We start from the raw sequence: 24,992 nt of genomic DNA, 5'->3' as shown, positions 1-24,992 counted from the left end.
CCGACAATCACAGGCTTCCGCCTCTTCAGGCGAATTCCATGATCACTGCATCAACGGCAAGACTGTCGCCCGGCTTGGCGTTGAGCTTCGACACGATGAGATCGCGCTCCGCCCGCAGCACGTTTTCCATTTTCATTGCCTCGACCACGGCCAGCGTCTCGCCGGCTTTGACCTCCTGGCCTTCGACAACGGCGATCGACACGACGAGGCCGGGCATCGGGCAGAGCAACAGGTTCGACGTGTCCGGTGCCACCTTCTCCGGCATCAGCCGTTCGAGCTCGGCGATGCGCGGCAGCATGGCGCGGGCGGTCACCGACATGCCTTTCCAGGCGATGCGAAGACCGTTGGCGACAGGCCGGATCTGGGCGACAACGGAGCGCTTGCCGACTGTGCCGCGCCAGATCAGGTCGCCCGGCCGCCAGTCGGATGAAACGGTCAGCGCCTTGCCGCCTTCGATCGACAGGTCGATCTGCATCGGGATGGAAATCATGCCTTCGAGGATGGATGCCCGGAGATAGTCGTCGCCGAGCTTCACCACCCAGTCGCGCTTGAGCACTCCCGAATGCGGTGCGAGCCGCCCGCCCAGCCGGTCGAGCCGGTCGCGGCGCAGCAGCTCCACGGCAGTGACGATCGAGGCCAGCACGGCCTTTTCCTCGCTGTTCGGAACAACGGGCGCAAAACCGTCGGGATATTCCTCGGCGATGAAGCCGGTCGATATCGCCCCTTCCCGCCAGCGCGGATGCTGCATCAGCGCCGCCAGGAACGGGATGTTGTGCTCGATGCCGTCGACGACAAAACTGTCGAGCGCTTCCGACATGGCATCGATCGCCTCGAGCCGTGTCGGCGCCCAGGTGCACAATTTGGCGAGCATCGGGTCGTAGAACATCGAAATCTCCGAGCCTTCGGTGACGCCGGTGTCGTTGCGGATGACGATGTCGCCGAATTGCCCCTCCTCCGGTGGCCGGTAGCGCGTCAGCCGGCCGATCGACGGCAGGAAATTGCGATAGGGATCCTCGGCGTAGAGCCGGCTTTCCACCGCCCAACCCTTCAGCTTGATGTCACTCTGCTTTATCGAGAGCTTTTCGCCGGCGGCGACGCGGATCATCTGTTCGACCAGATCTATGCCGGTGACGAGTTCGGTCACCGGATGCTCGACCTGCAATCGTGTATTCATTTCAAGGAAATAGAAGTTCTTGTCCTTGTCGACGATGAACTCGACCGTGCCGGCGCTCTGGTAGTCGACGGCCCTGGCCAACGCCACCGACTGCTCGCCCATGGCCTTGCGCGTCTTGGCATCGAGGAACGGCGATGGCGCCTCTTCCGCGACTTTCTGGTTGCGGCGCTGGATCGAGCATTCGCGCTCGCCGAGATAGAGCGCATTGCCATGCGCGTCGGCCAGCACCTGGATCTCGATATGGCGCGGATCGACGACGAATTTCTCGATGAAGACGCGGTCGTCGCCGAACGAGCTCTTGGCCTCCGAGCGCGCCCGATCAAAGCCGTCGCGCACTTCCGACTGGTCCCAGGCGATGCGCATGCCCTTGCCGCCGCCACCGGCCGAGGCCTTGATCATCACGGGATAGCCGATCTCGCCGGCGATCTTTTCGGCATGATCGGCATTCTCGATGACGCCGAGCCAGCCGGGCACGGTGGAAACCTTGGCGGCATTGGCGAATTTCTTCGATTCGATCTTGTCGCCCATCGCCTTGATGGCCTTGGGTTTTGGGCCGATGAAGACGATGCCTTCCGCTTCCAGCGCTTCGCAAAAGGCGGCGCGCTCGGACAGGAAGCCATAGCCGGGATGCACGGCCTGCGCGCCGGTTTCCTTGCAGGCGGCGATGATCTTTTCAGGCAGCAAATAACTCTGCGCGGCCGGCGAAGGCCCGATATGCACCGCTTCGTCGGCCATCTCGACATGCACGGCATCGCGATCGGCATCGGAATAGACGGCGACCGTGGCGATCCCCATCTTGCGCGCCGTCTTGATGACGCGACAGGCGATCTCGCCACGATTGGCGATCAGGATTTTCGTGAACATGCTGAGGTCATTCCCCTCCGGTCGGTCGTTCCTTTTATGGCCTGTGCTTGCGGGGTCAAGCCGACCGTGCAAATCACTGGCTTTCAATCGATTTGCGATTCCAATTCATCGCTGTGGCCCTTTCTCGGCATCAGCTTCCAGTTGATCGTGTCGAGAAAACCTGAAACCTTGGAAAAAAATTCGCATTTGGAGGACGCCTTATGAAAACCCGCGCCGCTGTCGCTGTCGCCGCCGGAAAGCCGCTGGAGATCATGGAGGTCGACCTCGACGGTCCGCGCGATGGCGAGGTGCTGGTCGAGATCAAGGCGACCGGCATCTGCCACACCGACGAGTTCACACTGTCGGGCGCCGATCCCGAGGGGCGTTCCCGGCCATTCTCGGCCATGAGGGCGCCGGCGTCGTGGTCGATGTCGGCAAGGGCGTCACCTCGGTCAAGAAGGGAGACCACGTCATCCCGCTCTACACCCCGGAATGCCGTCAGTGCCCGTCCTGCCTGTCGCGCAAGACCAACCTGTGCACCGCCATCCGTGCCACGCAGGGGCAAGGGTTGATGCCCGACGGTTCGTCGCGCTTCTCGATCGGCAAGGACAAGATCTTCCACTATATGGGCTGCTCGACCTTCTCCAACTTCACCGTGCTGCCCGAGATCGCGCTGGCCAAGGTCAATCCCGACGCTCCCTTCGACAAGATCTGCTACATCGGCTGCGGCGTCACCACCGGCATCGGTGCCGTCATCAACACCGCCAAGGTCGAGCAAGGCGCGACCGCCGTCGTCTTCGGCCTCGGCGGCATTGGCCTCAATGTTATCCAGGGCCTCAAGCTGGCCGGTGCAGATATGATCATCGGCGTCGACTTGAACAACGACAAGAAGGAATGGGGCGAGCGGTTCGGCATGACGCATTTCGTCAATCCGAAGGAGATTGACGCCGACATCGTCCCGCACCTCGTCAACATGACCAAGCGCGGCGCCGACCAGATCGGCGGCGCCGACTACACGTTCGACTGCACCGGCAACACCAAGGTGATGCGCCAGGCGCTGGAAGCCTCGCATCGCGGCTGGGGCAAGTCGGTCATCATCGGCGTCGCCGGCGCCGGCCAGGAGATTTCGACCAGGCCGTTCCAGTTGGTCACCGGCCGTACCTGGATGGGCACCGCCTTTGGCGGCGCGCGCGGCCGCACCGACGTGCCGCGCATCGTCGACTGGTACATGGACGGCAAAATCCAGATCGATCCCATGATCACCCATCTGCTGAAGCTGGAAGACATCAACAAGGGGTTCGACCTCATGCATGAGGGCAAGTCGATCCGCAGCGTCGTCGTTTACTGAAGCAAGCCACACGCCGCCGACCGACCGGCCAGCGACCTCTGTGGTTCACAACTGGGAGGAGAAAAGAATGGCGGAGAAACTGCATCCGAAAATCGACAATGGCCTGCCGAAGGAGAGCGCGAGCTTTGCCGGCGGCACGCTGGTCTGCGCCTGCACCAGCAAGCCGGTCAAGGTGAAGGTCAAGGGGCAGATCGCCCACAACCATGCCTGCGGCTGCACCAAGTGCTGGAAGCCGGACGGCGCGGTGTTCTCGGTGGTTGCCGTGGCCGGCACCGGCGATGTCACCGTCACCGAGAATGGCGACAAGCTCAAGGTGGTTGACCCCTCAGCGCTGATCCAGCGTCATGCCTGCACCGGCTGCGGTGTCCACATGCACGGCCCGGTCGAGCGCGACCATCCGTTCAAGGGGCTGACCTTCATCCACCCCGAGCGCTTCGTCGAAGATGGCTGGTCGCCGCCGGGCTTCACCGCCTTCGTCTCGTCGATCATCGAATCCGGCGTCGATCCAAAGCGGATGGACGGCATCCGGGCGCGGCTGAAGACAATCGGGCTGGAACCCTATGACTGCCTCAACCCCGGCCTGATGGATTATATCGCCACATGGACGGCGAAGAAGTCCGGCGCTTTGCCGGCCTGAATGGTTGCGGGCCGGTCGTTTCGGACTCGGCCCGCATCGGCCGCGCGAAAGCTGCAACCTGATGGTCATGATCCGCATCAAATTTCGCGACTGGCAAGCCTCGGACATCCACCGTATTCGCAATTTCGGCGAAGACCTCTGGCGAACATTTCGTCACAACAAACGCGTCAGCATTGATATCGGCGAAATCGATAGCTGTGTCGACGAAATCACATTCAGCGCCAGAGGCCCTTATGTGAAAAGAGCAGTAAGGGAAGCCGAGTTGGTTATGCGTGAACATATGGTCGACAAGGAAGCCGAGATCGTCGTCGAGGACGGTATCACGCAAGCATGAATGAGCGCCCTGCCATCTACGTCGACGCCGATGCCTGCCCGGTCAAGGCCGAGGTGGAAAAAGTCGCCGAGCGTCTTGGCGTCGTCGTCACCTACGTCTCCAATGGCGGCCTGCGGCCATCGCGCGATCCGATGATCCGCAACGTCGTGGTCTCCAAGGGCGCCGATGCCGCGGACGACTGGATCGTCGAGAATGCTAAATCCAATGATGTCGTGGTGACCGCGGATATTCCACTCGCCGCTCGCGCCGTGGCGCTGGGCGCGCATGTGCTTGGGCCAACCGGGCGCCCGTTCACGCCCGAAACCATCGGCATGGCGGTGGCGATGCGCGACCTTAAGCAGCATCTGCGCGAGACCGGCGAAAGCAAGGGCTATAACGCCTCCTTCGCGCCGCAGGACCGCTCGCGGTTCCTCGGCGAACTCGACCGCATCTTGCGGCGCGCCCTGAAATCCGCCACACCCGGCTAGAAACCGAGCGCCATCAAGGGTGGAGACCGCCATGGCCGCCGAACCTCCGATCCAGAAACCCATGCAGCGCCATATGCTGTTCGCAATGTCGGCGTGTTTCGGTGCTGTGGCGTTTGTTGTGGCGTTGCTGCTGCACGCCCCGCTCGCCTATTCGATCGGCGCCAACGCATTTTTCGCCACTTACATCATTCTTGTCGTCAGCCAGATGCCAACGTTCACCGGCAAGTATCTGAGCAAGTATGCGCGCGCCACCGACATGCCAGTGCTGGTCATCTTCGCGGTGACGCTTGTCGTCGTTGTGGTCGCCGTTATCTCGTTGTTCCTGCTGATCAATCAGAAGGACAGAGGCAATTCCGTCGAGCTCGGTTTCGCGCTGCTATCGATCCCGCTTGGCTGGTTCACCATCCATGCCATGGCGGCACTGCACTATGCGCATGTCTACTGGATGGACGGCGATGCTGTGGACGCTGAAACAAAGAAGAAAATCCCGGTCGGCGGATTGCTTTTCCCAGGCGACAAGCGGCCCGAAGGTTGGGATTTCCTCTACTTCTCGACCGTCATCGGCATGACGGCGCAGACTGCCGACACCAACATCTCGACCACGCATATGCGTTGCGTCGTGCTTGTTCATTCCATCCTGTCGTTCTTTTTCAACACCGTCATCGTCGCCGCCGCCGTCAATCTCGCCGTCAGCCTGGGTAGTCCGTAATAAATCCGTGATCGGATGAAACATCGGTTTGGATCGCGACGTATCAGGAGGACAATGAGCGCACAGGCCACGCCGCGAGGCCGGGAGACGAGACAAGATGGAATCGGTTGCCAGAAGCCGATCCGCCACCGGGCCGGACGCCCCCGTGTCGAGCAACAGCACACTGATCTACCGGCAATCGCGCTGGACGCGGCTGACGCACTGGATCTGGGCCATTTCGCTGTTCTTCATGCTGCTTTCCGGCCTGCAGATCTTCAACGCCCGGCCACAGCTCTACATCGGCAAGCAATCCGGCTTCGGCTACAACAACACCATCTTCGAAATCGGCGCCGTGAACACCGATGCCGGTCCGCGCGGCTACACAGAAATCTTGGGGCACCGCTTCAACACGACGGGCGTGCTCGGCTGGTCGGGTCCGCCAGGCAACGAGACGGCGCGCGGTTTCCCGTCCTGGGCGACCATCCCGTCCTACTATGATCTCGGCACCGCCCGCGTCATCCATTTCTTCTTTGCCTGGATCCTGACGACGACCTTGATCGTCTGGCTGGTCGCCAGCCTGATCAACGGTCATATCAGGCGCGATCTCGCCCCGCGCCTCGACGACCTCAAGCGCCTGCCGCGCGACATCGTCGACCACGCCAAGCTGAAATTCCATCACACACGCGAATACAACACGCTGCAGAAGATGGCTTATGGCGGGGTGCTGTTCGTGCTGTTGCCGCTGATGATCATCACCGGCCTTGCCATGTCGCCCAGCATGAATTCGGTGCTGCCGTTCCTCAACGAGGTGCTCGGCGGCCGGCAGACGGCGCGCACCATCCATTTCACCGTCATGCTGCTGCTCGTCGGCTTCTTCATCATCCACATCCTAATGATCCTGGCCGCCGGCCCGATCAACGAACTGCGCTCGATCATCACCGGCTGGTACCGCACCGACCCTCCCGCGCATGACGACAAGACGACCGAGAGGAGTGCCTGACATGGCAAAATTCCAGATCAGCCGCCGGAAATTCCTGACCGCCGCCAGCCTCGGCGCCTCCGGCATCATGCTGTCGGGCTGCGACGCCTTCGACAGCCAGTTGAGCATCGGCAGCGGCCTGCGCAGTTTCCTCGAAAACGCCAATGGCCTGACGTACCGCGCGCAACGCCTGCTTGCTGGCCGCGACGCGCTGGCGCCGGAATTCACCGAGGCCGACATCCGCCAGCCGCAGCGGCCGAACGGCGTCACCGCCCCTGACGACGACACCTACAAGGGCCTGCTCGCCAACAATTTCGCCGACTGGCGCCTGGAAGTCTCGGGCCTCGTCGAAAAGCCGCTGTCGCTCACCCGCGAACAGCTTCAGAACATGCCGAGCCGCACCCAGATCACCCGCCACGACTGCGTCGAAGGCTGGAGCTGCATCGCCAAATGGACTGGTACGCCGCTATCGCTGGTGCTCGACCAGGCGGTGGTCAAGCCGCAGGCGCGCTACGTCATGTTCCATTGCCTCGACACGATCGACCGCAGCCTGTCCGGCGACATCAAATATTACGGCACGATCGACCTGATCGACGCCCGCCATCCGCAAACGATCCTCGCCTACGGCCTGAACGGCAAGCCGCTGCCGGTCGAGAACGGCGCGCCGCTGCGCGTCCGCGTCGAGCGCCAGCTCGGCTACAAGATGCCGAAATATCTCTACAAGATCGAACTGGTCGACGGCTTCGCCAATGTCGGCGGCGGCCGTGGCGGCTATTGGGAAGACAATGGCTACGACTGGTATGGCGGGATCTAGCCTCAACACAAAAAGATGATCGGCCCGTGGAAGCCACGGGCCGATCACGAACGCCTGCTATGATTGAGCCCCCCGGCCCTGCTCAATAGCCGGCGTAGATCCACTGACAGTTGTTGTAGGAATCGCAGCTGTAATACCAATAGCCATCGCTGCGCGCCGTTTCGCCGTTCGACGTTGCCATGCTGGCGACGGCATCAGCCTTCTTGGCGTCGGCGCCCATGTCCTTAGCCATCTTGGCCATCTTGCCGGTGTCCATGAGCGTCGGCTTGCCGTCCGTCACTTTGGCACCCTGCTCGGCCACCGGGCCGGCCTCGGCCAGCATTCTGGCTGCGACGAGCATCGCCTCGCCGTCCTTGTCAGCCTTGGCGATGTTGGCCAGCGCCACGGCTGTTTCGACTTTGGTGCGCGCGTCGGCCTGTTGTTGCGGCGTCATCCGCCGGCGAAGGCCAGCGTTGTCGAGCCAAGGCCAAAGGCGAGTGCAAGCGCAAGCATCTTACGAAGCACGGTCATATTTGTACTCCCCAGAGTGGACGTCCCCGCCCGACACTAGAGGAATTTCATGGCCGATTAACCCTATCGAAACCGAGAGGGGTGCCGCGAATTGGAAGCTTGTTCTCTCAGGCGACCTTGTCGAGCAGCGGCTTCAACGCCGGATGGATCTCCGGCGAGGCATGCTTGATGAGGGTCAGCAGCGCGCGCTCATTCTCGTACAAAGGCCGGTTCGCCCCGATATGCTCGACAAGCCATTTGGCTTCGCCGGCGTCGATCGTCTCGGCGCGGCGGGCCAGGGCCTCGGCCGCCCTGTTCTTGGCTTCCCACTCGGCCTCGATGTCATCGGGGGACCGGTAAGCCTCGATGATGCCGGCAAGGCCGCCCGAGACCATGCGGCTGAAGAAGCCGCCGATTTGCGGATCGGCGTGTTCGAGGAAGCTTTCCTGACGCAGCGCCACATCGCGGGTCGGCGCTTCATAACCGGCCGAGCACATGACGAAATTGGCGATCGCCTTGACGAACAGATCGTTCCAGGACGGATCGTTCTTGGCCTGTGCGGTCTGTTCGTTGATCTTGAACAGCACCTCGGCCTCGCCGCGGGTGATGGCGATGTTGCCGTCGCCGCCATGGGCGTGGAGGATGCGGCGCAGCAGCTCGACTTCCGCCTTGGCGATCAGTCCGGGCACCAGCGCGCCACCCAACATCAGCGGCCCCTTGCCGTCGATGACGGCATGGGCGACCTGCTCCAGCGCATAGACGCAAAGCTTGCCCGGCGAGGATCTCGCCTCTTCCAGCACATGGACCAGCAATTCGAGTTCGGTGCGGCTGTCGACCATGCCGTCGCGCGAGATGATGCGGACCAGCCAGTCGGCATTGTCCTGCGAGATGTAGCCGGACGGCTTTTCCTGATGGACGATGTAGTCGGTCACCGCCTCGACGAAGAACGGCGCCCACTCGGCGCACTTGTCCCGCGCCGTCTGGTCGAGCGCAAACAACGCCTCGGCCTCGCCTCGCGTCACCACGCCATCGGCGAACACGTCGCGGCGCAGCATCACCACATCTTCGGAGGCAATGCGATTCTTCGACGTCAGCCCTGCCACCGGCGCGCTCATGATCAGTTCGCCCATTGTCGTCCCCGTCCGCCCCAAAGCGTTACATGGGCCCGATATATCAGGAGTGTCTTGAAAAACCGGCAAACGGCGTGGTTAGCGAAGACTTGTCGGCGCGACGCGCTTTAGGTGTGTAGAGATTCAGGTCAGCCATTTGCAGGCTGGCTGAATATCAACGCACCTTTGATGTCGCTGGGAGGTGACAAGGTGTCGCCGACGGGCTATGGATGGCGCGTCGAGGGCTCGGTTCTGAGTCCTACCTGTTTGCGGGAGAGAGCAGCGAGAGCTGCCGCCGAAGGGGAAATCGCCCGAAATCTCTCAGGCAAAAGAACCGTAGACGGGAAAGACACTCTGGAAAGTCGGGGCTTGCCCCCGCGCCGAAGGTGTAAGCGCCGCTGACAGAGTTCCGGTTGCGCGAGTCTCTCAGGCTTCAGACAGAGGGGCACGGACTGGTCGCCATTCGCGGCCGATTGCGTGCGACTCTGGAGACGACATGACGGGCGACGACAACAAACACCTTCCCCTCGAAGATATCCACGCAGCCGCCGGTGCGCGCTTCGGCGCCTTTGCCGGCTGGTCGATGCCGCTGACCTATCCTGCCGGCGTCATGAAGGAGCACCTGCATACCCGCGAGCATGCGGGCCTGTTCGACATCTCGCACATGAAACTGTTCGAGGTCAGCGGGCCGCAAGCGGTCGCGCTGCTCAACCGCGCCTGCCCGCTGGACGCCGGCGCGCTCGAAATCTCGCAATCCAAACTGTCCTTCTTCCTCAACGAGGCCGGTGGCATCCTCGACGACCTGATCGTCACAAGGCTCGGCGACACCAGGTTCATGGTGGTCGCCAATGCCGGCAACGCCGTTGCCGACGAAAAGCATTTGCGCGCGCTGGCCGCTGATTTCGATGTGAAGGTTGAGCCGCTCGACCGCGTCTTCCTGGCCATCCAGGGGCCCGAGGCCTGGGCCGTGCTATCCCGCGCCGGCATCGAGACTGGCTCGCTGCTGTTCATGCACGGTGTCGAGCCGCGCAAGAACTGGTTCATGAGCCGGTCCGGCTATACCGGCGAGGACGGTTTCGAGATCGGCCTGCCTGAAGCCGATGCGCGCGCCCTTGTCGCGAAGCTGCTGCAAGATGAGCGCGTGCTGTGGATCGGCCTTGCCGCGCGCGACAGCCTGCGGCTGGAGGCCGGGCTTTGCCTGCATGGCCAGGACATCACGCCAGAGACCGACCCGGCCGCAGCCGCGCTGATGTGGGCAATCCCCAAGGACATCCGCGCTTCCGGCGCCTTCATCGGTGCAGACGCCTTGCGCGACGCCGTGGAACGCGGCCCGGCGCAAAAGCGCGTTGGCCTGAAGCCGGAAGGCCGCCAGCCGGTACGCGCCGGTGCTGCTCTGTTCGACGCCGACGGCAATCCCGCCGGCCACGTCACATCGGGCGGCTTCGGTCCCTCGGCCGGCCATCCCGTCGCCATGGGCTACGTCCCGTCCGCTTTGGCCAAGCCGGGCGCAAAACTCTTCGCCGATGTTCGCGGGACAAAAATCCCGATCGAAATCAACCCCTTGCCTTTTACTCCTCATCGCTACCGCAAAGGATAATCCCGATGGCAACGACCTATTTTACCGCAGATCACGAGTGGCTCCGCGTCGAAGGCGGCATCGCCACCGTCGGCATCACCGACTACGCGCAGGAGCAGCTCGGTGACCTCGTTTTCGTCGAACTGCCGGAAACGGGAAAGAAGCTGGCCAAGGGCGACACCGCCGTCGTGGTCGAATCCGTCAAGGCGGCCTCCGACGTCTACGCGCCGGTCGACGGCGAGATCACCGAGGCCAACGGCACGCTGTCTTCCGATCCGTCGCTGGTCAACTCGGCCGCCACCGGCGCCGGCTGGCTGTGGAAGATGAAGCTCGCGGACGAAAGCCAACTCGCCGGCCTCATGGATGAGGCCGCCTACAAAGCCCATATCGCCTGAAATCAGGACTAGAGATGATGACCACAGCACTCACCCCCTTCTCGGCCCGCCATATCGGTCCTGGTGTCAACGACGTCCGAGCCATGCTTGCGGTGATCGGCGTTCCCTCCGTCGAAACGCTGATCAGCCAGGCCGTGCCGCAGTCGATCCGCCTCGACCTGCCGCTGACCCTGCCGGCGCCAGCCAGCGAGGCCGAAGCGCTGGCCGAATTGTCGGCGATCATGGCTGGGAATACGGTGCTGAAGAGCTTCATCGGCGCCGGCTATCACGGCGTCCATGTGCCGCCGGTCATCCAGCGCAATCTGTTCGAGAATCCGGCCTGGTACACCGCCTATACGCCCTATCAGGCCGAGATCAGCCAGGGTCGTCTGGAAATGCTGTTCAATTTCCAGACCTTGGTCACCGAATTGACCGGCCTGCCGGTGGCATCGGCCTCGCTGCTCGATGAAGCAACCGCGGTCGCCGAAGCGGTCGGCATTGCGCTGCGCCACCACCGCGACAAGCGCACCAAGGTGGCGTTCGCCGGCACGCCGCACCCGCAGACGCTGGATGTGGTGCGCACCCGCGCCGAACCGCTCGGCATCGAGATCGACGGCGAGACGATCGACGACAACACGGCCGCTTTGCTCGTCTCCTGGCCCGACACGTTCGGCGTCTATGGCGACCACAAGGCCGCGATCGACAAGGCCCGCGCCACCGGCGCGCTGGTCGTCTTCATCGCCGATCCGCTTGGCCTGACGCTGACCGATGCGCCGGCGAAACTCGGCGCCGACATCGCCGTCGGCCCGATGCAGCGGTTCGGCGTGCCGATGGGCTTTGGCGGCCCGCACGCCGCCTATTGCGCCGTTTCCGACAGGCTGACGCGCCTGATGCCCGGCCGCTTGGTCGGCCAGTCCACGGATAGCAAGGGCCGACCCGGCTATCGCCTGGCCTTGCAGACGCGCGAGCAGCATATCCGCCGCGACAAGGCCACGTCCAACATCTGCACCGCGCAGGCCCTGCTCGCCAACATGGCGACGGCCTATGCGATCTGGCACGGCCCCGCCGGGCTGCAGGCGATTGCCGGGCGCATCCACGCGCTCGCCAACCGTCTCGCAAGCGGCCTCAAGGCGGCCGGCGTTTCGGTGCTCGGCGCCCACCGCTTCGACACGGTGACGGTGGCGGCGAAAGGTAAGGCCGCTGAGATCGCCGCCGCCGCCGAAAAGGCCGGCCGGCTGCTGCGCGTCCTCGACGCCGACCATGTTGGCATCGCCTTTGACGAGACCTCGACCGAAGCCGATCTCGACGCGATCGCTTCCCTGTTCGGCGCCAAGGCCGCCGCTTCAGCCGACAGCACCGTTCCCGGCAAGCCGCGTGGAAAAGAGTTTCTGACCCAGCCGGTCTTCAACGAGAACAAGTCGGAAACCGACATGATGCGCCTGCTGCGCCGGCTGGCCGACAAGGATCTGGCGCTCGACCGCTCCATGATTCCGCTCGGGTCCTGCACCATGAAGCTCAATGCGGCGGCCGAAATGATGCCGGTAAGCTGGCCAAGCATCGCCAATCTGCATCCTTTCGCACCGGCCAGCCATTCGGCCGGCTACCGCGCCATGATCGGCGAGCTGGAAGGCTGGCTGTCGGAAATCACTGGCTTCGACGCGGTCAGCCTGCAGCCCAATGCCGGCAGCCAGGGCGAATATGCCGGCCTGCTCGCCATCCGCGCCTATCACCGCTCGCGCGGCGAAGGTCATCGCACCGTCTGTCTGATCCCCTCCTCCGCGCATGGCACCAATCCGGCCAGTGCGGCGATGGTCGGCATGAGCGTTGTCGTCGTGCGCTGCCTGGAAGACGGCAATATCGACATGGACGATATGCGGGCCAAGGCCAACGAGCATTCCAAAAATCTCGCGGCGCTGATGTTCACCTATCCCTCGACGCACGGCGTCTACGAAGAAGGCGCCCGCCACCTGTGCGCCCTCATTCACGAGCATGGCGGCCAGGTCTATTTCGACGGCGCCAACCTCAACGCGCTGGTCGCGCTCGCCCGGCCCGCCGATATCGGCGCCGATGTCTGCCATATGAACCTGCACAAGACCTTCTGCATCCCGCATGGCGGCGGCGGCCCCGGCATCGGCCCGATCGGCGTCAGGGCGCACCTGAAACCCTATCTGCCGGGCCATGTCACCGAAGGCTCCGCGCATGCCGTGTCGGCAGCACCCTTCGGCAGCGCCTCCATCCTGCCGATCACCTGGATGTATATCCGCATGATGGGCGCAGCCGGCCTGAAGCAGGCGACGGAGACCGCCATCATCTCGGCCAACTACGTGGCGACACGGCTCGCGCCGCACTTCCCGCTGCTTTACAAGGGCCGGCACGATCGTATCGCGCATGAATGCATCCTCGACACCCGCGTGCTCAAGGACAGCGCCGGCATCAGCGTCGACGATATCGCCAAGCGCCTGATCGACTACGGCTTCCACGCGCCGACCATGTCGTTCCCGGTCGCCGGCACGCTGATGGTCGAGCCGACGGAATCCGAGCCCAAGCGCGAGCTCGACCGTTTCTGCGAAGCGATGATCGCCATTGCGGGCGAAGCGGCGAAAGTTGCCAGGGGCGAGTGGCCTTTGACCGACAATCCGCTGGTCAACGCACCGCACACCGCCGCCGAGACGCTGGCCGGCCAGTGGACCCATCCCTACTCGCGCCTGGAAGCGGCCTATCCCGCCGGCGACGCCGACACGGCGGCCAAATACTGGCCGCCCGTGTCGCGCATCGACAATGTCGCCGGTGACCGCAATCTGGTCTGCTCCTGCCCGCCGCTGTCGGATTATTTGGGAGCGGCTGAATAGCTACGCTGAGCGCAAGGCCGGCTTGACCGGTTCGGCCTTGCCCATCCTTCTATGGCTGATGACGCAATTGCGGCCGGCGCGCTTGGCGGCGTAGAGCGCGGCGTCCGCTTCGGCCAGCACCTCGTCGAGGCTGCTGCCGTCGGCGCTGCCAAAGCCGATGCCGCCGCTGACCGTGCTGCGCAACGGACCGTGCGGTGTGGCAACGACTTCGGTGCCGAAGGCAACGCCGATCTTGCTGGCGAGATCATAGGCGCGCTCTTCCGTCATCCGCGACATGACGACGGCGAACTCCTCGCCGCCCAGGCGAAAGGCGTCGACGCCGGTCCTGGCATATTTCCGGATGACGGCGGCGAAGCGGCACAGGACCTGGTCCCCGACCGGGTGACCGTAGACGTCGTTGGTCCTCTTGAAATGATCGAGGTCGAACATGACGACCGCCATGAACGGGCCGAACTGCCGCTCGCCGTGGAGCGACATCAACCCGCGACGGTTCATCAGCCCGGTCAATGGATCGGTCATGGTTTCGGCCTTCAGCTCTATCTGTGCCTGCAGATGGTGAAGCGAGAGCGTCAAGGCGCCGAGGCCGGTCATGCAGGCCACCGCAACGACGGAATTCAGACGTTCGGCCCAGTTGTCGGGCGCCGCCCCCAGCGTCCACTGCCCCTTGGCCATCAGAACCGCGCCGCAAAGGGCAAACGACACCGCACAGGTGCCGCTCAGGAACGAAACCACCAGCAGGATCCGGCGATCGTGACTGCCATTGACCCAGAACATGGCTCCGATCGTCGACAGCAGGACGGTGACCGTCGCGTAGGTGACGATGAAGCCGACACCGTCAAGACCGAGGAAGGTCACGGCCGCGCAGATCGCCATGGCGGCAAGTGTCGGCAGGATCGCACGCCTGTGTTCCGGCACGCCGAGATATTGCATGGCCGAAATGCAGAGGATCAGGAAGCCCAGGCTGAGCAGCGCCAGCGCGATCTGGCAAAGCAGCGGATCGGGCCCCTTGGTGTAGCGCCAGAACAGGATCACATGCGCGACAAGCACGAGGATGCCGCACGCCACCGTCAGCACGAAACGCGCCCGCGGCGCGGTGAGCCAGATGGCAAACATGGTGACGGCCAGGCAGGTGCCCGACAGCGCGGCCGCGAGCAGGAGCGAACTGAAATCCAACATTTCGGGCGGAGGCCTCTCGAGCGTCGGCGGTTACGCCGCATTCTAGGTCAGCGGCTGCCCTCGGACATGGTTTTCAGCCGATCTTTCGACCCAAGCTGCGGTTACGGTTTACAAAGCGTCGACACCGCCTGTCTGGAAATCGCACCAAGGCAGAAGCGAGGATCAAACGCGCATCAGCCCTTGTTCAGCAGTGCGAGATTGGCGTTGACGACCGTCGGGTCGGCCATGCCGGCCTTCGCCTCGAGCAGCAGCGCCCTGGCCTTCTTCTTGTTGCCGCGCAACAGTTGCGAATAGCCCATATTGTTGACGATCTGCGGCTTGCGGCCGGCGACCTTCAAGAGCTGGCCATAGGCACGGTCGGCAAAGTCGAAGCGGCCGAGCTCGTCATAGGAGGCGGCGAGCCCCATCCAGGCCTCGGCATTGTCGGCCTTCAGCTCGACGGCCTTGCGGAAATGCTGTTCGGCGAGACCATAATTGGCGTCGCGAAACTGCGCCTTGCCTTGCGCCAGATCGGATGTGTCGACATCCCTGGCCGCCGGCTGGATCGCGGTCGTCTTGGTCGTGTCGACGTTGTTGTTCGTCGTGCACCCGGTGATCATCAAGACGGCCCCCATCGTGGCCACCGCCGCAAATTTTATCTGACGCATGCCCTGCCCCGTCGCCCGATTTGTCGGGTCGTTCTTCGGGAAAGACACTACAGCACAGCGGTTAAGCTTCGGTGCCGAAATGCATCCAAGATTAGGGCTCGGGAATACCGGCCATTAACCACTGGACCGCGAGAGACCGTTTCGAAATTCGCTCTGGCGAGTCATATGATGGTGGTTTCGAGAACCGGAGCGCAGCGGACATTCAGGTCTGTGAGCACCGGAAGCGCAGAAACCGCCTTCAGATGGCCGCCGGAGTAGAATTTCCAAACGGTCTCTGACGCCTCAAGCAGACGCGAGCGGCGCTCTCACGGCGGGTCCATGGCCTTGAGCGCCGCCGGAACCGGATAGCGGCTGCCGTCATAGCGCAGCCGGTAGGTCCGGCTCACGGACTTGCCGGGATGGGACTGGCACTCGCCATCCTTGTCGGGAGCCGGCTCGTCGGTATCCTTTCGCTCGACCGCGATGATGTCGTGGTAGCCGCGATGGATCGTCGGGCTCATCGCCAGGCTGACCTGGCTCGAATGAAAAGGATCCCGCGCAATTGGTGTCGCCTTCGCCGCCAAAGCCGGCCACGACGAGGCCGTCGAGCACCCCGTGCAGGGCGTTGCCGGCGACGGCGTAGAGCCGCAGGTCGGTTTCATTGAAGGGATTGGGCTGCGAATGATTGGCCATGTCGATGCGCAGGCCGAAGGCGGTGACACCGGGCGCCAGCCCATAACGGGCGGTATCGAATTCGATGCCACGGATGGCGACGGCATCGTCGTTCATCAGCCTGGGCTGGAGCAGGCGCTGACGCACCTGCAAGGTCTTCCTGTCGACGACCAGAAGCTCGATATCGCCAACATGCTGGCCGTCGACGGATTGGACACTGTCGATCAGCGGCACCGCGACCAGCAACAGATCGTCATGGGCGGGCCAGACCTTGCAGACCAGGCCCGGCATACCGTCCTGCGGGACCGCGAGCGGGATGCTGGTATGCGGTTCGAGCGTGAACGAGCGGCCGTCGGCGCTTTTCTGAACCTTGGGATAAGCCTGCCGCAACAGCGCGGCGGTATCACCGCAATCGTCGGCAGCCGCGTGGGCTGGCGACAGGCCGGCGGCGGCCAGAGCGAGGGCAAGAAACAGTATTCGCATGGAGTTCTCATGTCGCAGGGCCGCGTTGGGGCGGGATGATGGTTGTCGGCCCCTGCTCTGGATTTGTCGACTCTCATTTGCTGAGTTTGCAAGTATCCGTAAACCTCATCCAAGCGTTCGGGCGCGCCTGCTTCCCACTGGCAATGCCGAATTGCGGGTAATTCCCTTCACCGTAATTCGGATTCTCAGTTGGAAAACATCCTGGCGCGATTGAAGTGCGTCAGAAGCGCCCTTGTCTGGAACAGAGACAGCATTGCTAAGACCTAAGAACGGTTTTTTCTGCCAGCACCTGATGGCCGATTGCACACAGATCACCGATTGGGTTTGTCATTCTTTCTAAAAGGAAAGAAATAATTTATAAAGACAAGTACAACCATAAGTATTCCAGATATTATTGTGACATATCTTAAAATAGACAAGACATACATCTGCTCATAAGTTACGTAAACAACAATACCCTTGACGCTATAAGGGAAAATTAGCCCCCCCCTACCAGGATCAGTAACTCTTGGATACCCTACGTATGTATTGTCTAGTAGTGTATTTGCGGCAAACGGCTGCTATCCAGGCAGTAGCGATAGCTACCACCAACGCAGATCTAAACCTTTTGAGCATGTTTCACCATTATTCGAATGGATCGTAGACCGTCGTATAAGTTCCTGCGGCGGTAAATGATGCGCCTGCTGCAGCCCCTACCGTTGCGCCGCCGCCCGTCACCTGACCATGAGGACTATCTCCAGTAAAGTAGTCCATGGACCCACCGAGCCCAAGCCCGCCGTGACCCGCAATGTTGCCAAACCATCCTCGTAGGTCGCCAATTGTCTGGGCATTTGAGAATTGGACACTAAGAATTACGGTGACAGTGCACTTTAATCCCTCTTCGCCCCGTATAGACTCACTGTATGGCCGCCTCTGAACATCAGTGAAACTGGCCGTTCGTCATTTTGACGATGATTGGAATGACCGCGATCATCAGCACCACCGGCAGGATGCACACCGTCACCGGTATCGACATCTTGGCCGGCAAGGCGTGCGCCTTTTCCTCGGCCAGCGACATGCGCTTGTGGCGCATTTCGTCGGAGAAGACGCGCAGCGCGCCCGACAGGCTGGTGCCGAGTTCCTTCGACTGCTGCAACAGCGTGGCGAAGGAGCGGACCTCGTCCAGGCTGAGGCGCTCGGCGAGCGCCTTCAGCGCGTCGTCGAGGCTCCGCCCGGCCCGCAGTTCCAGCGACACCAGCTGCAGATTCTGGCTGAGTGCCGGATAGGTCTTGGCGAGTTCCTTCGAGACGCGCTCGATGCCGGACTCCATGCTCATGCCGGCATCCGAGCAGACGATCATCAGGTCCATGAAATCGGGAAAGCCGTTGCGGTATTCGCGCATCTTCTCGCGCACCTTCTGGGTCAGCACCAGGCCAGGCAGGAAATAGCCGGCCACGCCCGACAGGATGACGAACGCCCAGCGGCTGGCCATCGTCGCTTCGGCGCTGGCCATCCACTGGTTGAGGACAAAGGCGCCGATCGCGGCGCCGACCAGCGCCGAGAAGCGGATGATGAAGAACGTGCCGACGGCGCGCGGCTCCATATAGCCGGCCTGGATCAGCTTCATGCGCAACCGGGCGACATTTTCCGGATCGCTCTTGGCGTAGAACTCCTGCGCCCGCTTGACCGCCTTCTCGCGCACGACGCCTGTGTTCTTCTTCTGCAGCGGCTCCGGTTTCGCGGTCACCGCACTTTTGTCGACCTTGAGCCGGCGCTTCACCTCGTTGCGGTCGCCCTTCGCCATGACCATCGGCCACGCGACCGCGACGCTGCCCAGGGCCAAAAGCAGGATGGCCACCGGTATCAGGGAGGTCGGCGCAAGCGAGGCGAGGAACTCGATGAAGCCCTGCATGTCAGAACCTGAAATTCGACATTTTGAACATCATCAGATTGCCCAGCATCAGCCAGGCGACCGACCCGCCGATCAGGTACCAGGTTTTCGGCTCGCCCCAGACATCGCGGTAGAAGCCCGGCATGAGCGCCATGATGGCGGCAAACAAAAGCGCCGGTATCGCCGTCAGGATGTAGGCCGACATGCGGCCTTCGGTCGAGATGGCGCGCACCTTGCGGCGCAACTTGCCGCGCTCGCGGATCGTCAACGCCAGGCCGTCGAGGATCTCGCGCAGATTGCCGCCTGAACTCGACTGGATCGAGACGGCGGTGATGAACAGCGGCAGATCCTCATGGCCAACCCTGTCGAACAGCGAATTCAATGCCGAGACCAGATCGGAACCATAGGTCACCTCATCGGCAATGACGCCGAACTCAGTGCCGATCGGATCGGGCATCTCGCGCGACACCATGGCGACGGCCACCGGCACCGGGTGGCCGGCCTTGAGGCCGCGCGTGATCAGCTCCAGGGCCTCGGGCAGTTGCATGCCGAAACGCTTGAGCCGGCGCTTGCGCTTGAAGCGCATCACCATCACCGGCACCAGCGGCAGCAGCACGACGAACAGGAGAAGCCCCATCAGCAGCGGCAAGCCATGCCAGATGGCGACCAGGCTCATGGCCATCGCCACGCCCGAGGTGATCATCAGGAATTTCGACAGCGGCATGATCATGCCCGACTGCGTGCGCAGCGCGCGGAACCGGTCCGGCGAGAACAGCGAGGTGCCGGCGTCGAGGCCGCGCTCCTTGCGCAGCTGGATCAGCACCTGCTCCTGGCTGATCTTGTTTTCCTGCAGCTTCATGCGCCGGTTGATGGCGGTGCGCTTGTCGCTGCGGCCGGCGTAAAGGAGATAGCAGGCCTCGGCGATCATGATGCCGGTGAGCGCTGCTCCGGCGTAGACGACATAGATCGCGCTCAGCCCGTCGAACACCTGGTTACTCCTGCGGCCGGCCGGGTTCGAAATACCGCCCGGGAAACTCGATGCCCATGGCGCGCATATCCTCGAGGAAGCGCGGCCGAATGCCGGTCGCCTCGAAATAGCCGAGAATGCCACCGTCGGCATCCATGCCGGTGCGCACGAAGCGGAAGATCTCCTGCGTCTGGATGACGTCGCCTTCCATGCCGGTCACCTCGGCGACGCTTGTCACCTTGCGCTTGCCGTCGGAAAGCCGGGTCAGCTGGACGATGATATCGATGGCGCTGGCGATCTGGCTGCGGATCGACTGCACCGTCATCGGCATGCCGGTCATGCCCAGCATCTGTTCGAGGCGCGAAATGGCGTCGCGCGGCGTGTTGGCGTGGATGGTCGCCATCGAGCCTTCATGGCCGGTGTTCATCGCCTGCAGCATGTCGAAAGCCTCCTCGCCGCGGCACTCGCCGAGGATGACGCGGTCGGGGCGCATGCGCAGCGCGTTCTTGACGAGATCGCGCTGCTTCAACTCGCCATGGCCCTCAATGTTGGCGGGGCGCGTCTCCATGCGCGCGACATGCGGCTGCTGCAGCTGAAGTTCGGCCGCGTCCTCGATGGTAATCAGCCGCTCGTCTTCGGGAATGAAGGCCGACAGCGCGTTGAGCATCGTCGTCTTGCCGGTACCGGTGCCGCCCGAGATGATCGTCGTCTTGCGGGCGTGCACCGCCGCCGCCAGCACTTCGGCCATGTTCTGGGTGATGGCGCCGAATTCGACCAGCTTGTGCAGGCCGAGCTTGTTCTTGGAGAATTTGCGGATCGACACCAGCGGCCCGTCGACGCCAACCGGGCGGATGGCGGCGTTGAAGCGCGAGCCATCCAGCATGCGTGCATCGACCATCGGCTGCGATTCGTCGACGCGGCGGCCGACCGCGGCGACGATCTTGTTAATGATTCTAAGCAGATGCGCCTCGTCCTTGAACGGGATATGGACCTGCTGCAGCTTGCCCTTCTTTTCGATGAAGCAGTTCTGGTGGCCGTTGATCAGGATGTCGTTGATATCGGGGTCCTTGAGCAATGGCTCGAGCGGACCGAGGCCGACCATCTCGTCGACGATATCGTCGACCAGCGCTTCGAGTTCGACGGTGTTGATCGCCATTCGCTCCTGGCGGGTTTTTTCCGAAACGAAATCATGCACCTGCCGGCGCATCTCCTCCTTGGGCAAACGCTCCAGCGCCACGAGGTTGATTTCTTCGAGCAGCATCCGGTGAATGCGCACGCGCGCATCGAGCACCTTGTTGGCGCTCTTTGCCGGTGCGACATCCGGCTTTGCCGGCGATGCCTTTCGGCTGGTCGGGATGACGACCGCGTGATGCGCGACCGGCGTTGTATCAGCCGGACGGAGCGGGCGCGCGTCGCGATTCTGCAGGGTTGAAAAACGACTGGTCATCCGGCCTTCCTCTTCAACAGACCCTTGCCGAAGCTGAACAGCGACTTCGACTTGACCCCGGTCGCGACTGCCTCTTCCGGAAGGATGATCTTCTTCAAATCGTTGATGACATTGGCGTTCGGATCGATCTCGTGCAGGGGCACGCCGCGGTCGACCGCCTCGCGCACCAGCCGGTAGTTGTTGGAGATGCCACCGACGAAATGCTCACCTAGGATTTCCTGGACGTCCGCCTGCTTGATGCCATTGTCGAACATCTTCTGCTCGAAACGGTTGACGATGACGTTCGGCTTCACTTCCTTGCCGGCGGTCTCGTAGACCGCCTGGATCAGCCTTTGCGTGTGGCGCAGGCACGGCACCGTCATCTCGGCGACGATATAGAGCTTGTTGGAGCCAAGCAGCACGGTCTCCGTCCACGGAAACCAGGTGCGCGGCATGTCGATGACGACATTGTCGAAATAGGCCGAGACGAGATCCAGCATACGCACCACGACATCGGTCTTGAACGAGCGCATCTCCGCAGGGTGCGTCGGTGCCGCCAGCACGCAAAGGCCGCTGGCATGCTTAGACAGCATCACATCGAGCAGTTGCCGGTCGAGACGTTCTGGCTGGTTCTCGATCTCGGTGATGTCGAAACGCGGCTCGAGGTCGAGATATTCGGCGCAGGCGCCCTGCTGGAAATTGAGGTCGACCACGCAGGTCGAGGCGCCGCGCGTCACCGAATGATGCAGTTGGAACGCGGTCTGCAGCGCCAGTGTCGTGGTGCCGACGCCGCCGGCGGCCGGCATGAAGGTGTAGATCTGCGACTCGGTGTTTTCCTCACGCCCCGGCCCTTGCAGGGCCCGCACGACCGAGCGCACCAGATCGGCAGTGGTGATCGGCTTGACCAGGAAGTCCGCGACCTTGAGCTGCACCAGGATGCGCACGGCGGCGGCGTTGAACTCCTGGGTAACCACGACCACCGGCGCCTTGCCCTCCAGCCGGCGCATGATGCGCTGCAGCGACTCGACCTCCTCCAGCTTCGCCGCGTCCATGTCGACGATGATGGCGCCGAAATCCGTCTCCTGGATCTCGCCGCGCAGTTCGGTGACATTCTTTTCCACCGCCGAGAGCTGGATGATCTCGGAGGCGGCGAATGCGGTCCGCGTGTCCTGCACGAAAGTCCTGTCCGTCGATACGAGCAGGATTTTCCGGGTCTTGATGCCGTTTGCCATTTTTTGTCAGCCTGTGAGCTTGATCGCCCTTTGGGGTCAGTTGCCCGCGGTGCCCGTGGGCGTCTGAGATGCCTTCGCGCCCGCCGCCTGATCGGGCGTGACAGGTCCGGCATCGCCACGCTTGGCAGGCACGAGAAGCCTGGTGTTCTGGACGCCGTATTTCCACGGGTCGACCATCTGCATGACGGTGTTGGCGGCCTGGGCGTTGCCGGCACCCGACGTCACCCCTTCGCTGCGGACATAATCGTCGCTGGTGCAGCCGCCGGCCAAACCGGCAAGAAGCAAGGTGACGCTCGATCTCAGGACCAGACGCATGGCTTCAGTCCTTCGGCAGATCGAGGAAGTGCCCGACCGTGGTGGCGGGAGCGGTCCGTGCGGTGTTGCCATCGGCGAGCGCCAACGCGCGGCCGCTGTCCGACGCCTTCACTTCCTCGGTGTTGTTGAGGAAATAGTCGGCATTGCTGGCCGGCTGCGTGCCGTCGGTCGGCTCGGCCATCTTCTTCGACGGATCGACCGGCTTGACCAGATAGGGCGTGACGATGATGACCAGATCGGTCTCGCGCCGCTGGTAGGATTTCGACGAGAACAGCGCCCCGAGCACCGGCATCTTGCCGAGGCCGGGAATGCGCGACGTGGTGATGTCGTTTTGCGACTGCAGCAGTCCCGCGATCATGAAGCTCTGGCCGTTCTTGAGATCGACCGACGTCCTGGCGCGGCGCACGATGAAGCCCGGCACGGAGATAGTGCCGATGTTGTAGGAGGACGACGCATCGATCGAAGAGACTTCCGGCGCGATGTCGAGGCTCACCAGCCCGTCCTTGAGCACGGTCGGCGTGAAGTCCAGGCTGACGCCGTATTTCTTGTAGGTGACGGAGATCTTGCCGTTGTCTTCCGAGACCGGGATCGGGAACTCGCCGCCGGCCAGGAAGCTCGCCGTCTCGCCGGAACGGGCAATAAGGTTCGGTTCCGCCAGCCGCCGGGCGAGGCCGCGCTCTTCCAGCGCCTTGATGGCGATATCGATCGACACACCGTTCGACAACAGCCGGCCGATGATCTCGCCGGTGCCTGCCGCCGGCACGGTCCCCGGATCGATGGTGACGTCGCGCCCGCCGAGGCCATAGGCGAAATTGGCGCTGTATTTGGCACCGAGATCCTGGCCGGCCTGGCGGTTGATCTCGACAAAGCGGACGTTGAGCTGAACCTGCTGCGAGGACGAGATGTTGACCGAGTTGATCACTTCCTCATTGCCGGAAAAGCGGCTGGCGATCTTGCTTGCCTTGTCCGCCGCCACCGCGTCATCGGCTTCGCCCGACAGCACGACGCGGCCATTGGCCGAGCCGACCTTGATCTTGGCGTCCGGCACGCTGGCGCGGATGGTGCTGGCCAGCTGGTCGGTGTCGAGCGTCACCTCGATGTCGATGGTGCCGACAAGCTGCTTTTTGTCGTCGAACAGCGCAATACCGGTGGTGCCGAGATTGTTGCCCAGCACATAGAAGGATTTGTCGGTCAGCGGATTGACGTTGGCGATCTCCGGATCGCCGATGACGATCTGGTAGAAGGCGGCACTCGTCACGATCGTCTTGGGCTTGCCCTTGGCTACCTTGATCGACGCGTTCTTGGTCGACGAGACATAGACCACATCATTGTCCGCCTTGGCCGCGCCGGGCAAGGTGAGCATCCCGCCCGCAGCCAGAGCAACCGCCATCGCCAGGATGCGCACGAAGCGCAGCCGGCCCGTCATTCGATATAGGGTACGCATCAACATTGCCCTGTCCCGTCCGGTCCCCACCGGCCTTTACTTCTGGTCCCGCGCAGGAACCTGATATTCCTCGGCCTTCGTGCCGCGCGTCACGACGATTGTCTTGAATTTCGGCTTCTCCGGCTCCTTGGTCATCGCATCGAACAGCGAGCCGGCCGCCGCCTGAGCCTTGGCCGCCACCGATCCGCCGAAGGAAGAGATGGTGGTGACGCCGTTCTTGCCATCGCCGCCTTCGCCCGCGGAACGAAGCGACAGCGACAGCGTGCCAACCGTGCGGGCAAGCGCCACTTTCTGCGCACCTTCGGTCGTCACCTCGATGGTCACCGAATTGGAGATCTGTGGCGTCGTCTGGCGCACATCGGCACCCTGGCCGACGCTCAGTACCTTGGCGTCCGCAACGACGATCTCGGAGGTGACGGTCGACCCGGCCGCCCCTTGCGCGTTCTTGGCCACTTCCTGGATTTCGCCGGCATCGCGCGTCAGCACGACATCGACGCGGTCGCCCGGCGTGACGAAGCCGCCGACACCGGCGATCTCGTCGGTGCGGATGGTCACCGCCCGCATGCCGGGTGTCATCATGTTGGAAAGCGTTGCACGGCCGTTCGGACCCGACAGCTTGGTCAGCAGCACCGGTTCGTTGACCTCGATCGGCGACAGCACGATACGATTGCCTTCGCCGAGCAATCCATCGATGGTGGCAAAGGCGCCCTGCGGCAGCGAATCCTGCGGCCACGGGATTTCGATCAGCTTGGCGCGGTCGAGTTCCATGCCGTAGCGCAACGGCGCGTTCGCCACCACGATGGTCTTGAACTCGATCCTGGGCGGTGCCGGAGCGGCGATCGACGCCGTCTTCTCCTCGGCATTGGGCTTGGCCTGGCTCTTGACCCAGAAATCCGCGGCAAAGATCGAGATCGCGCCGAAAACGGCAGCGATGCCGATCATCGTTATGGCCTTGCCCCTCACGCCGAAACCCCTGATGCCTGCAGTTTCTTGTTATGTTGGGCTCACGCTAGGCCGCTTTGTTAAAGAATCAGGAATGCAGAACGGTGGTATTGGACCTATTTCCGCCGGCTTGGTTATCGAATGGTTTTAGGATATGA

General features: G+C 62.8%; 23 protein-coding genes, 2 pseudogenes and 1 riboswitch. Of the genes and pseudogenes, 10 read left to right on the top strand and 15 right to left on the bottom strand.

Annotation, left to right across the window (positions count from 1 at the left end):
• Positions 1–25: 25 nt before the first annotated feature.
• Positions 26–2,038: an acetyl-CoA carboxylase biotin carboxylase subunit gene (locus AC0V8S_RS20540; protein ID WP_475432996.1), complete on the bottom strand. Its 2,013-nt coding sequence runs from the start codon at positions 2,036–2,038 to the stop codon at positions 26–28.
• Positions 2,039–2,121: 83 nt separating this feature from the next.
• Positions 2,122–2,361 (bottom strand): hypothetical protein, encoded by a 240-nt coding sequence (locus AC0V8S_RS20535; RefSeq protein ID WP_475438761.1) that lies wholly within the window; start codon positions 2,359–2,361, stop codon positions 2,122–2,124.
• On the opposite strand from AC0V8S_RS20535, the pseudogene AC0V8S_RS20530 reads away from it, so the two are divergent.
• The 7 genes and pseudogenes from AC0V8S_RS20530 to AC0V8S_RS20500 all read left to right on the top strand — a co-directional run bounded on the left by AC0V8S_RS20530 (position 2,290) and on the right by AC0V8S_RS20500 (position 7,284).
• Positions 2,290–3,365 (top strand): annotated as a pseudogene (locus tag AC0V8S_RS20530) (S-(hydroxymethyl)glutathione dehydrogenase/class III alcohol dehydrogenase). The gene AC0V8S_RS20535 and the pseudogene AC0V8S_RS20530 overlap by 72 nt on opposite strands.
• A gap of 67 nt (positions 3,366–3,432) precedes the next feature.
• A complete protein-coding gene (gene gfa / locus AC0V8S_RS20525) occupies positions 3,433–4,002 on the top strand; it encodes an S-(hydroxymethyl)glutathione synthase (RefSeq protein WP_475432994.1) in 570 nt (189 codons plus the stop codon).
• Between the two features lie 4 nt (positions 4,003–4,006).
• Entirely contained in the window at positions 4,007–4,336 is a 330-nt protein-coding gene (locus tag AC0V8S_RS20520) for a hypothetical protein (protein WP_475432992.1), read from the top strand.
• Positions 4,333–4,803 (top strand): YaiI/YqxD family protein, encoded by a 471-nt coding sequence (locus tag AC0V8S_RS20515; RefSeq protein WP_475432990.1) that lies wholly within the window; start codon positions 4,333–4,335, stop codon positions 4,801–4,803. The genes AC0V8S_RS20520 and AC0V8S_RS20515 overlap by 4 nt, the downstream gene beginning before the upstream one ends.
• A 31-nt stretch (positions 4,804–4,834) precedes the next feature.
• Positions 4,835–5,512, top strand: coding sequence for a DUF1345 domain-containing protein (locus tag AC0V8S_RS20510; protein WP_475432989.1), 678 nt, complete (start codon positions 4,835–4,837; stop codon positions 5,510–5,512).
• Between the two features lie 97 nt (positions 5,513–5,609).
• Entirely contained in the window at positions 5,610–6,491 is an 882-nt protein-coding gene (locus AC0V8S_RS20505; RefSeq protein WP_475432987.1) for a cytochrome b/b6 domain-containing protein, read from the top strand.
• Position 6,492: 1 nt separating this feature from the next.
• Positions 6,493–7,284, top strand: coding sequence for a molybdopterin-binding protein (locus tag AC0V8S_RS20500; protein WP_475432986.1), 792 nt, complete (start codon positions 6,493–6,495; stop codon positions 7,282–7,284).
• Between the two features lie 82 nt (positions 7,285–7,366).
• Here the strand turns inward: AC0V8S_RS20500 and AC0V8S_RS20495 are convergent, their stop codons facing one another.
• Positions 7,367–7,717 carry a hypothetical protein gene (locus AC0V8S_RS20495; RefSeq protein ID WP_475432984.1) on the bottom strand — a complete coding sequence of 117 codons (351 nt, stop codon included), beginning with the start codon at positions 7,715–7,717 and terminating at the stop codon, positions 7,367–7,369.
• Between the two features lie 184 nt (positions 7,718–7,901).
• Entirely contained in the window at positions 7,902–8,903 is a 1,002-nt protein-coding gene (locus AC0V8S_RS20490; RefSeq protein ID WP_475432982.1) for a hypothetical protein, read from the bottom strand.
• Between the two features lie 239 nt (positions 8,904–9,142).
• Positions 9,143–9,229, top strand: a riboswitch (glycine riboswitch).
• Positions 9,230–9,378: 149 nt separating this feature from the next.
• Between AC0V8S_RS20490 and gcvT the strand changes: the two genes are divergently transcribed.
• Genes gcvT through gcvP form a run of 3 tightly spaced genes read left to right on the top strand, consistent with a single transcriptional unit; the run spans position 9,379 to position 13,681 of the window.
• Positions 9,379–10,479 (top strand): glycine cleavage system aminomethyltransferase GcvT, encoded by a 1,101-nt coding sequence (gene gcvT / locus AC0V8S_RS20485; RefSeq protein ID WP_475432980.1) that lies wholly within the window; start codon positions 9,379–9,381, stop codon positions 10,477–10,479.
• A 5-nt stretch (positions 10,480–10,484) separates the two neighbouring features.
• Positions 10,485–10,853: a glycine cleavage system protein GcvH gene (gcvH, locus tag AC0V8S_RS20480; RefSeq protein WP_096446562.1), complete on the top strand. Its 369-nt coding sequence runs from the start codon at positions 10,485–10,487 to the stop codon at positions 10,851–10,853.
• A gap of 14 nt (positions 10,854–10,867) precedes the next feature.
• Positions 10,868–13,681: an aminomethyl-transferring glycine dehydrogenase gene (gene gcvP, locus AC0V8S_RS20475; RefSeq protein WP_475432979.1), complete on the top strand. Its 2,814-nt coding sequence runs from the start codon at positions 10,868–10,870 to the stop codon at positions 13,679–13,681.
• On the opposite strand, the gene AC0V8S_RS20470 is transcribed toward gcvP, so the two are convergent.
• The 11 genes and pseudogenes from AC0V8S_RS20470 to cpaB form a co-directional block, all read right to left on the bottom strand.
• Complete coding sequence (locus AC0V8S_RS20470) at positions 13,682–14,857, bottom strand: GGDEF domain-containing protein (protein WP_475432977.1); 1,176 nt, start codon at positions 14,855–14,857, stop codon at positions 13,682–13,684. It lies immediately after the preceding gene.
• Positions 14,858–15,030: 173 nt separating this feature from the next.
• The gene (locus tag AC0V8S_RS20465) at positions 15,031–15,504 is read right to left on the bottom strand and encodes a hypothetical protein (protein WP_475432976.1); all 474 of its coding nucleotides are present in this window, start codon (positions 15,502–15,504) and stop codon (positions 15,031–15,033) included.
• 305 nt (positions 15,505–15,809) lie between these two features.
• Positions 15,810–16,004 (bottom strand): hypothetical protein, encoded by a 195-nt coding sequence (locus tag AC0V8S_RS20460; protein WP_475438760.1) that lies wholly within the window; start codon positions 16,002–16,004, stop codon positions 15,810–15,812.
• 82 nt (positions 16,005–16,086) lie between these two features.
• A pseudogene (locus tag AC0V8S_RS20455) lies at positions 16,087–16,446 on the bottom strand (PA3715 family protein); the annotation flags it as partial.
• A 1,111-nt stretch (positions 16,447–17,557) separates the two neighbouring features.
• Positions 17,558–18,529 carry a type II secretion system F family protein gene (locus AC0V8S_RS20450; protein WP_475432974.1) on the bottom strand — a complete coding sequence of 324 codons (972 nt, stop codon included), beginning with the start codon at positions 18,527–18,529 and terminating at the stop codon, positions 17,558–17,560.
• A gap of 1 nt (position 18,530) precedes the next feature.
• Positions 18,531–19,496, bottom strand: a complete 966-nt coding sequence (locus AC0V8S_RS20445; protein WP_475432973.1) for a type II secretion system F family protein — start codon at positions 19,494–19,496, stop codon at positions 18,531–18,533.
• A 4-nt stretch (positions 19,497–19,500) separates the two neighbouring features.
• Complete coding sequence (locus tag AC0V8S_RS20440) at positions 19,501–20,922, bottom strand: TadA family conjugal transfer-associated ATPase (protein ID WP_183460076.1); 1,422 nt, start codon at positions 20,920–20,922, stop codon at positions 19,501–19,503.
• Positions 20,919–22,133, bottom strand: coding sequence for a CpaE/TadZ family protein (locus AC0V8S_RS20435; protein ID WP_183460078.1), 1,215 nt, complete (start codon positions 22,131–22,133; stop codon positions 20,919–20,921). Before AC0V8S_RS20435 ends, AC0V8S_RS20440 begins: the two co-directional genes overlap by 4 nt.
• 36 nt (positions 22,134–22,169) lie before the next feature.
• Entirely contained in the window at positions 22,170–22,448 is a 279-nt protein-coding gene (locus AC0V8S_RS20430; RefSeq protein ID WP_475432971.1) for a hypothetical protein, read from the bottom strand.
• Positions 22,449–22,452: 4 nt separating this feature from the next.
• Positions 22,453–23,898 (bottom strand): type II and III secretion system protein family protein, encoded by a 1,446-nt coding sequence (locus AC0V8S_RS20425; RefSeq protein WP_475432969.1) that lies wholly within the window; start codon positions 23,896–23,898, stop codon positions 22,453–22,455.
• Between the two features lie 30 nt (positions 23,899–23,928).
• A complete protein-coding gene (gene cpaB / locus AC0V8S_RS20420) occupies positions 23,929–24,855 on the bottom strand; it encodes a Flp pilus assembly protein CpaB (RefSeq protein WP_475432967.1) in 927 nt (308 codons plus the stop codon).
• Positions 24,856–24,992: the final 137 nt, after the last annotated feature.

Source organism: Mesorhizobium oxytropidicola (genome assembly GCF_056174625.1).
This window is presented reverse-complemented; position numbering and strand designations above follow the sequence as displayed.